The 9,409-nt window shown below is 45.3% G+C and carries 4 protein-coding genes; 3 read left to right on the plus strand and 1 reads right to left on the minus strand.

Annotated features, from left to right (window positions below):
- Positions 1–63 precede the first annotated feature (63 nt).
- Positions 64–2,313 carry an FG-GAP-like repeat-containing protein gene (locus ACYVD4_RS14825; protein ID WP_460946936.1) on the minus strand — a complete coding sequence of 750 codons (2,250 nt, stop codon included), beginning with the start codon at positions 2,311–2,313 and terminating at the stop codon, positions 64–66.
- 84 nt (positions 2,314–2,397) lie between these two features.
- Here ACYVD4_RS14825 and ACYVD4_RS14830 point away from each other — a divergent pair, with 84 nt between their 5' ends.
- From ACYVD4_RS14830 to ACYVD4_RS14840, 3 genes are all read left to right on the plus strand, one after another.
- The gene (locus ACYVD4_RS14830; RefSeq protein WP_460947551.1) at positions 2,398–3,777 is read left to right on the plus strand and encodes a UDP-N-acetylmuramoyl-tripeptide--D-alanyl-D-alanine ligase; all 1,380 of its coding nucleotides are present in this window, start codon (positions 2,398–2,400) and stop codon (positions 3,775–3,777) included.
- Positions 3,778–3,932: 155 nt separating this feature from the next.
- Positions 3,933–6,218, plus strand: a complete 2,286-nt coding sequence (locus tag ACYVD4_RS14835; RefSeq protein WP_460946938.1) for an NHL repeat-containing protein — start codon at positions 3,933–3,935, stop codon at positions 6,216–6,218.
- Between the two features lie 441 nt (positions 6,219–6,659).
- Entirely contained in the window at positions 6,660–8,945 is a 2,286-nt protein-coding gene (locus ACYVD4_RS14840) for an NHL domain-containing protein (protein ID WP_460946940.1), read from the plus strand.
- Positions 8,946–9,409: the final 464 nt, after the last annotated feature.

Raw genomic sequence — 9,409 nt, forward strand, 5'->3', positions numbered from 1 at the left:
CGCAAACGCTGTAAACTTATATGAGAAATAACCCTTCTTACCGTAAAGTGTTTTCGCTATGTATTACTTCCAGACAACCACCTTCTGAACCAGCGGAGTACGATTATCATAAATCAGCCGTAGCAGATACGTAGCATCGGTTAGATTTCCAAGGTCAAGCGTTGTTTCTACGCCCGCCTGAACGGTTTGGGTTGGTAATACGCTTTGGCCAGAAATCGATATTAATTCAATACGTCCATCGTAAGGTGGGCGAATAGTCAGGAAACGGTCAGTCGGGTTCGGAAATGCCCACGGACCAATCGGCTCTTCGGGGATGGCTGTAACGATTCGCTGCGATGTATTTTTCAGATAACGTAGCCCACCCGACCTACTACCCAACATTAAATCAGGCAATTGGTCTCCATCGAGATCAGCCGTTGCCGCCATAAGTCCCGCACCGGGAACCCCAATCGACTTTAGCGAATCGAGCAAGGTTAGTGGCTGATTGGGTGAGTCTGGAAACTGATAGACATATACTGTACCGTTCTCGGCAGCGGCAATGAGTTCATTTTTCTGGTCGCCATTTACATCGACCACCACCAGCGAGCGAGCCTTTGCATAGATATAATCGTCGGTTGTGATGCCACCAAACGTTTGATTTTGCAGTTGTAATACGGGCGCGGTAGCGGTTCCGGTATTGCGGTAATACAGAATTGTTCCGAAACTATAGCGGCTAATCAGGGCGTCTGGTTTTCCGTCGCGATCAACGTCGGTGATGGTGTATAGATCGCCAGCAGCCGCTAAATCAGGAATTGGCCAGCGTACGGCTTTTGTCAGATCATATTGCACGGCTGCTCCCTTTGCGGCTGTGTTGTAAAACACACGTACCTCAATTGATCCGGCAACGGTGCTGGTCAATACCAGATCCATACTTCCATTATTATCGACATCAGCAAACGAAGGCACCGTATTACTCATTACCAGCGATTTACCCAACCCTAAATAGTCGGTAGTGACGAGCACAAAAGCCGGATTCTGAAGGGTACCCTTATTCTCGAAATGCCAAAGGCTTGCCTTGTAATCTTTCCCGACCCCTACGCCCCCATAGCCCACGAGCATATCCATATCGCCATCGCCGTCTAGATCAACTAAAGCCGGAGCCGCTCGTTCGCCCAAATCCAGCATGTCGTTCTGTAGAAAATCTTTCTGCACAAACTGAAAATCAGGCTTCTGATTGGTGCCTTTGTTTTTATAAAACCAGCCCGATGCCCGAAAATCGAAAACCAGATTATCGTTTGCACCAACGTTGGGTGAAGCCAGCAAATCTTTAACGCCATCGCCGTCAACATCTTCCCAGAACGTAGCGGGAAAGGCCGGAAAGAGAATCGGTTTCTGGATTGGAAAGAGGCTATCGTAACTTGTATAGTCAGCTTTATACGTATTGGGGCCGGTGTTACGTATTCGGGCAATGTTTTCGCAATCGACAAACCCAAACAGCAAATCTTTATGCCCATCGCCATCGGTATCAACTACGGTCAACGTATTACCTGTGTGCATCGGGCGGCCTCCAGCCGAATTCCCAGTAATTGAGGCTGGTTCCGTTACGTTCTGTTCCTGATCGCACTGAATCCCAAACACAAAATCGTTGCAGAATTCTTTATGAAAGTGCCCCCAACATAAACCACCCCCGCGCTTGAAATCCAAGCCTCTTTTGCCAGTACGTTCAACGCTCATATTCTGCTGATATGCTATTACGTTACCCGACGCATCGAAGGTAATGATGTCTATATCACCATCATCATCGAAATCGGTTATGGCTGGAATGTCGGTTGGGGCCACAAAAATTGCCAGTGTATAGCCGCTAAGCCCCTGCGTTTGTAGTGCGTCGGAAGTGAGCGAGAACTTTACCTGCCCATTCTGCGAATCGTTGTGAAAAACCTGAACTCCTGACTTATACGTGAATATGTCTTTACGACCATCGAGATCGTAATCGACCAGCAGCAGCCAGCCCGACAGATCTTTTGGAAAAGCCGATTCGTATTCAGGCGCGTACCGCCAGGATGTTCCGCTACCAGTTGGATTATCTATTGCAACGAATGTGCTAACTTTTCGCGTGGTTCGGTCAAACACAACAAGGTCGTCGCGGGTATCGTCGTTGAGCCGCATGGTTGAGTACTGCGTTGCATTAAGTCCACCCGCCCAGGGGTTTAACAGTGCGTGACCATCGACCGTAACAGTGGGGGTCTGATCATACCGAAACGAAATTTTTCCGGCCGATTGAGCAAAAGCTCCTATAGTGGCCAGACAGAACAGAAGCGTAAACGCCTTTTTCATCTAATTTTGGGCTTCGTGAATTCGTCTGGAAACTCAATCGTTCCTCCGGCGATTCAAAAAGAAGAACGAACAGAGCCTTCATTTATGTCTATGAATTTGCTGTCAACTGCCCAACTCTATCAGAAATATCAGGAATGCACCAGTGTCTCAACCGATACGCGACGGATTACGCCCGATTGTCTCTACGTAGCACTAAATGGAGCGAGTTTTGATGGGAATCAGTTTGCCGCTCAGGCGCTGGCTTCGGGCGCACGCTACGTTCTCATCGACGACGTAACAGTGGCCGAACAAAGTCAGCCTGCCGACTCCGAACGGTATCTGCTCGTAGCCGATTGTCTGACAGCGCTTCAGGATCTAGCCCGTCATCACCGCCAAACGTTTACATTTCCAGTTATCGGCCTGACGGGTTCAAACGGCAAGACCACAACCAAAGAACTGATTGCAGCTGTTCTGTCGAAAAAATACCGTACCTACGCTACGTTCGGCAATCTGAATAATCACATCGGCGTACCCCTTACACTGCTGGCAATACGTAATGACTCGCCCGGCGTGGATTCGCCCGGCGAACCGTATGAAATGGCGGTGGTTGAAATGGGAGCCAATCACCAGAAAGAAATTGAGTTGCTTTGTTCGATTGCCCAGCCTACACACGGCCTGATTACCAACGTAGGAAAAGCGCATTTGGAAGGTTTTGGCGGTATTGAAGGGGTTCGGAAAGGCAAGGGTGAACTGTATGATTACCTGATTCAAACCGGCGGTGCGGCCTTTATCAACTCCCGCGATAAAACCCTGACAGCCATGTATCGGGAGCGATTGAAATCGTATGGCCCTGATGCAGAAACCGGGCGAGTCATTTTTTACCCCGCCGTTGCGTCCAACGAACAGCCGATTCAACTGCTTCAGGAATCGCCCGTTGTTACGTATCGCGATCCGCTGGGCGAAACCATTGCAACCCATTTACCCGGTCAGTACAATTTTGAGAATATGTTGGCGGCACTTACCATCGGCGATTACTTTGGCGTTACGTTAGCCGAAGCCAATCGGGCCGTAGCCGATTATAATCCCACCAATAACCGCTCGCAGGTAGTTACCAAAGGAACAAACACCGTATTGCTGGACGCGTACAACGCCAACCCGAGTTCGATGGCGGCAGCAATCCGACAATTTGCGGCCATGCCTGCCAAACGAAAAGCGGTTATTCTGGGCGATATGTACGAACTCGGCCCCGAAAGCGAAGCCGAGCACGCAGCCTTGGGCCAATTAATTGCCGATGGAAAATTCGATCTGGTAATTCTGGCCGGAAAAGACATGAAATATGCGCTGGCTTCGCTCCCTAAGGCGTATTATTTCCCCGACAAATTTTCGCTCCACAACTGGATCATGGACAACCCCATGACCGATACGCACATACTGGTAAAAGGGTCGCGGGGCATGAGTCTGGAATCAGTGGTGCCGTTTATTTAGCATAGCTTTCCACTACGACCTAAGCTATTTGAGAAAACAAATCTGATTTGTATTTTTTTTAGATAATATTACCTCTTTGTCTGTTTAAAAAATAACATAGGAGCCTTTTCGGTCGATCCTACTCTTTCCCTATCACAAATTTCAGCTTATCATCCATGCCATTTTCTTTACGTACCGTGTTCCAATCAAATCAACGCGCATACCTAAGCTTACTTCTCCTACTATTGACTATTCCGCTTCAAGCTCAAGTCATTACCACTATAGCGGGATCAAATTTCAATGATGATGGAGGTCCTGCAACTAATGCGTTTCTAAGACTTGCAACCGGCGTGTCAGTAGACGAAAATGGAAATATTTTTATTTCTGATCAAACCAACCATCTTGTCCGCAAGGTATCGCCTAATGGTATTATATCTACAATAGCAGGTAATGGCACTGCCGGTTTCAGCGGTGATGGAGGATTAGCAACTAACGCGCAATTAAATAACCCTGGCGAGTTAGTGATGGACAGGTCAGGGAATTTATACATTCCTGACTTTATTAATCACAGGATTCGTAAAATCTCCCCAGATGGTATTATATCTACAATAGCAGGTAATGGCACTGCTGGTTCCAGCGGTGATGGAGGACCTGCTATTGCAGCTCAGATAAATGGTCCAAGTTCTATGCTAGTTGATGTTGACAATAACTTATTTATTGTAGAATACTATGGGAACCGTATTCGAAAGGTATCATCTGATGGTATAATCACCACATTGGCAGGCAATGGTACGGCCGGCTTTAGTGGTGATGGAGGTCTTGCTACCAGCGCACAATTGAATTCACCAATCGCTATTGCTCTTGATGAATCCGGAAACTTCTTTGTTTCCGATAGGTATAATCAGCGTATTCGTAAAATAACCAGCAGTGGTATTATTTCTACAGTCGCAGGTACTGGCTCGGCTGGTTTCAATGGAGATGGGAATCTTGCTATTGATACTCGAATAAACTATCCAAATGATTTAGATTTTGACAGAAATGGCAACCTTTATATAACAGATTCGAACAATCATCGTATCCGAAAAATGAGTTCTGACGGTGTCATCTCTACTGTGGCAGGTACAGGAATTTATGATTATAATGGAGATGGAGGCCTTGCCATCAATGCACAATTGAACGTTCCGACTGCTTTAGCAACAGACCATAATGGTAATCTTTTTATTACTGACACATATAATTTCCGTGTTCGTAAAGTGAGTTCTGATGGTATCATTTCTACAGTGGCAGGTAATGGTATGGCAAGTTTTTATGGTGATGGACAACCTGCGGTTAATGCACTTTTCTATAACCCAAGTGGCATAGCGGTTGATTTGGTTGGTAACTGTTTTATTGTTGATGGATTTAATCATCGGGTTCGAAAAGTGGACACTAACGGCATCATCTCCACAATTGCAGGAAATGGAGTGTATGGTTATAGTGGGGATGGAGGAGCTGCGACTAATGCCCAATTAGGTTTTCCTCATGGTATAGCTGTTGATAGAATAGGCAATATTTTTATTGCAGATCGCCAAAGTCAACGCATCCGTAAAGTCTCTTCAGACGGAATCATCTCGACTATAGCAGGAAATGGTCAGTTTGGTTTCAATGGTGATGGTGGATTAGCAATTAATGCCAGCCTACTTGAGCCTTTTGGTGTAGCCGTCGATAGTATTGGGAATATTTTTATCGCAGACAGGAGTAATGCTCGTATACGTAAAGTATCAACAAATGGCATTATTACTACCGTCGCCGGAAACGGTCAGACAGGGTTCAATGGTGATGGTGGATTAGCAATTAATGCCCAATTAGGTTTCCCTCATGATGTTGCTGTCGACAATAAAGGCAATCTTTTTTTCAATGACCTCGCTAACAAACGGATTCGAAAAGTATCTCCCGCAGGAATCATTTCCACAGTGGCAGGTAACGGCACATCAGGTTTTAGTGGCGATGGAGATTTAGCCATCAATGCTTCATTGAATAGCCCTAGTGGTATAAGTGTCGACGTGCATGGCAACCTTTATATTTCCGATTCTAACAATAACCGTATCCGTAAGGTCTCTCCTGAAGGAATCATCTCTACAGTAGTAGGCAATGGTGCAGGGGGGTTCAGTGGCGATGGAGGACTGTCCACGAATGCATCGTTGTATTATCCCACCGATGTTGTAGCAGATCAATTTGGAAATATATTTATCACTGACACAAAAAACCAACGTATCCGTAAAGTCAGAGGAACTATAGTCAGCAAACAGAGTGGAGATTGGTCAGCAGTCAATACATGGAACTGCAACTGCATACCAACCGCTTACGATACTGTTACAATTTCCGCTGGGCAAAACGTAACAGTTAATGAAGCCGTTCAGATCAAGGGCCTGAAACAGCTTGGCAATTTGATATTCTCAGCCAGCGGCAGGCTTTCATTTTGAGCTAAGCTCTATATCAAATTTTCGCTCCACAACTGGATCATGGACAACCCCATGACCGACACGCATATACTGGTAAAAGGTTCGCGGGGCATGAGTCTGGAATCAGTGGTGCCGTTTATTTAGACCATTAGTATAGAAACGGCGGACAGAATGTCCGCCGTTTTTGCAACATTTATTCCCATCACAATTTCCAAACAAAGGCGATGCTATCGACGTAGTAGCAGCATTATTTCTATTTCGGATAAAGTAGGATTCCCAAGTCGTTCCGTATACTCAGTAGTTATGAACAATGTGTGACTTTTTACCGTAAAAATACTCCGAACCATATAGTAATAACTAACTGACAATTAGAGTTTTTATCAAAAACAAGCTCAGAATATCTACGGATCGTTTAACACGCTACGTTTATCAATCGCTCTATCGCTCTTTATCCTGCTATCCATGAAAAAAACGCTACGTATCTCCTTTGTCGCAAAGCTTATTCTGAGCACGACTTTTCTGTTTTTACTACGTATCGTATCAGTCTCTGCACAACTCATCACAACGGCTGTAGGATCTAATTCAAGGGGCGATGGCAACGTAGCAACAGCCGCCAGTCTGGCTTATCCAATCGGTGTGGTAGCTGATAGTAGCGGCAATATTTTTATTGTCGATTCAGATAACAATCGAATCCGGAAAGTATCAACGACAGGTATTATCACAACAGTTGCAGGCAATGGTACACCCGGTTTTTCAGGTGATGGCGGATTGGCTACCAACGCCATGCTGGATAACCCGAATAGCGTAGCGGTCGATAGTGTTGGCAATCTTTATATCGCTGATTTTAAGAATCATCGCATCCGCAAAGTCAATACGTCGGGAATTATTACGACCATAGCAGGTAACGGTACGTTTGGTTTCGGGGGCGACGGCGGGCTTGCTACGTCGGCTAATCTTTATTATCCAAGGGGCGTAGCGATTGATAGAACTGGGAATCTATACATTGCTGATTTTTATAACTACCGAGTCCGGAAAGTTTCAACAGCAGGAATCATTACTACGGTTGCGGGAAATGGTACGTTTGGTTTTGGGGGCGATGGAGGTCCAGCAACATCGGCCAGCCTGAGCTATCCCTACGGCGTATCAGTCGACGGCAGTGGAAATCTCTATGTTGCTGATCGCGAAAACCAGCGAATTCGCAAAGTCACTACATTGGGCGTTATCTCAACGGTGGCTGGCAGCGGTAATCTGGGTTTTAGTGGCGATGGAGGTCCAGCAACATCGGCCAGTCTGGCCTACCCAACCGACGTAGTTGCTGATAGTTTAGGAAATCTGTACATCGCAGATCCTAATAATCAGCGTATTCGCAAAGTCAGTACATCAGGCGTTATTAGCACCATAGCCGGAACTGGTCTACCCACATTTGGTGGCGACGGCGGCCCGGCGTTAAACGCAAATATGGCTTACCCGAGTGGCGTAGCGGTCGATGCATTGGGCAATGTTTTCGTTGCTGATCAGGGAAACAACCGAATTCGCAAGGTCAATACGTCCGGTATTATCAATACTATTGCGGGCAACGGCACACTTGGTTTTGGCGGAGATAACGGACCCGCTCCTAACGCCAACCTTTATTACCCAACCGACGTAGTGACCGACAAAGCGGGGAATCTGTTCATTGCCGATCAGGGAAACAATCGAATTCGGAAAGTTACTACGTCTGGAATCATCACGACTATAGCCGGAAATGGCTCGTATGGTTTTAGTGGCGATGGCGGTAACGCTACCAGTGCTACGTTGGCAAATCCGTATGGAGTAGCCATAGACGGTAGTGGTAATCTATACATCGCCGACCAAAAAAATCAGCGAATTCGGAAAGTTAGTACATCAGGTATTATTACCACCATAGCCGGTAATGGCAACATTGGTTTCGGGGGTGATGGTGGACTTGCTACGTTGGCAAATCTTGATAATCCGAGTGCTGTTTCTATTGATGGCAACGGAAATTTGTTCATTACTGACCTCGGTAATCAGCGCATTCGCAAGGTTAATACGTCGGGCGTCATCACAACTGTAGCTGGTAATGGTTCTTCTGGCTTCGGGGGCGATGGTGGCAATGCCACGTTAGCAAGTCTCAACAATCCTGATGGTATAGCTGTGGATGAAAGTGGCAATTTATACGTTGCTGACCGATACAATGATCGTATCCGAAAAGTGAGCAGTGCAGGAATTATTAGCACGATAGCCGGTAATGGATTTGGCGGATTTGATGCTGATAGCGGATTGGCCGTTAACGCCCGGCTGAATAACCCAACCGATATAACCCTTGATAGTCTGGGTAATCTTTACATTACCGATTTATTCAACAACCGCCTACGGAAAGTTAATCCGCAGGGAATCATTACAACAACCGCCGGAAATGGTATGTATGGTTTTGGGGGCGATGGAGCCGATGCTGGCAGTGCCAACTTAGCTAGTCCTACAGGCGTATCCGTCGATAATCTTGGGAATTTGTATATCGCAGATTTATTGAACAACCGTATTCGCAAAGTAAGGGGAACTGTTGTGAGTAAACAAACTGGAAACTGGTCGAATATCATGACCTGGAAATGTAACTGTTTGCCAACGGCTTACGATACCGTGGTGATTATGGCTGGTCATAGCGTAACGGTCAGTGAAAACGTTCGGGCACATTTGCTACGTCACTATGGCGCGTTGTTATTTACCGCTGGTGGTAGCCTTTCTTTTTAACTTCTATGGATTAAATTGTAAAGAATTAACTTTTTTGATAATTCAATAAACTCTGAATAATTACAATTTAACATAGAAAAATTAACAAATACTCAATGATATCAAACGTATATATATTAATAAAAAACATTGGACACATAATATTTTCAATAACGACCGTTAGATAATTATAACAACTAAATATTAGAATTCTACAAATAGGATATAACAATAATTATACATTTGTCCATTCCCATAAATAGTATAACTTAATCATATGAGAAATATATACCTAACACACCTTATGAGTTACAATAAATACAGATTCGATTATACGCCGATTACAAGAGCGGGTATACTCTCACTAATGTCTCCTGAAAGTTAGCTAACTGATCTATTTCATTCAGATAACTTTCTCATAGTTAATCTTCTCCTACTTCGTAACTACTACTTCTTAAACGTATCACATCCAGCGTAAGCTGGTT

The organism is Spirosoma daeguense (assembly GCF_054776875.1).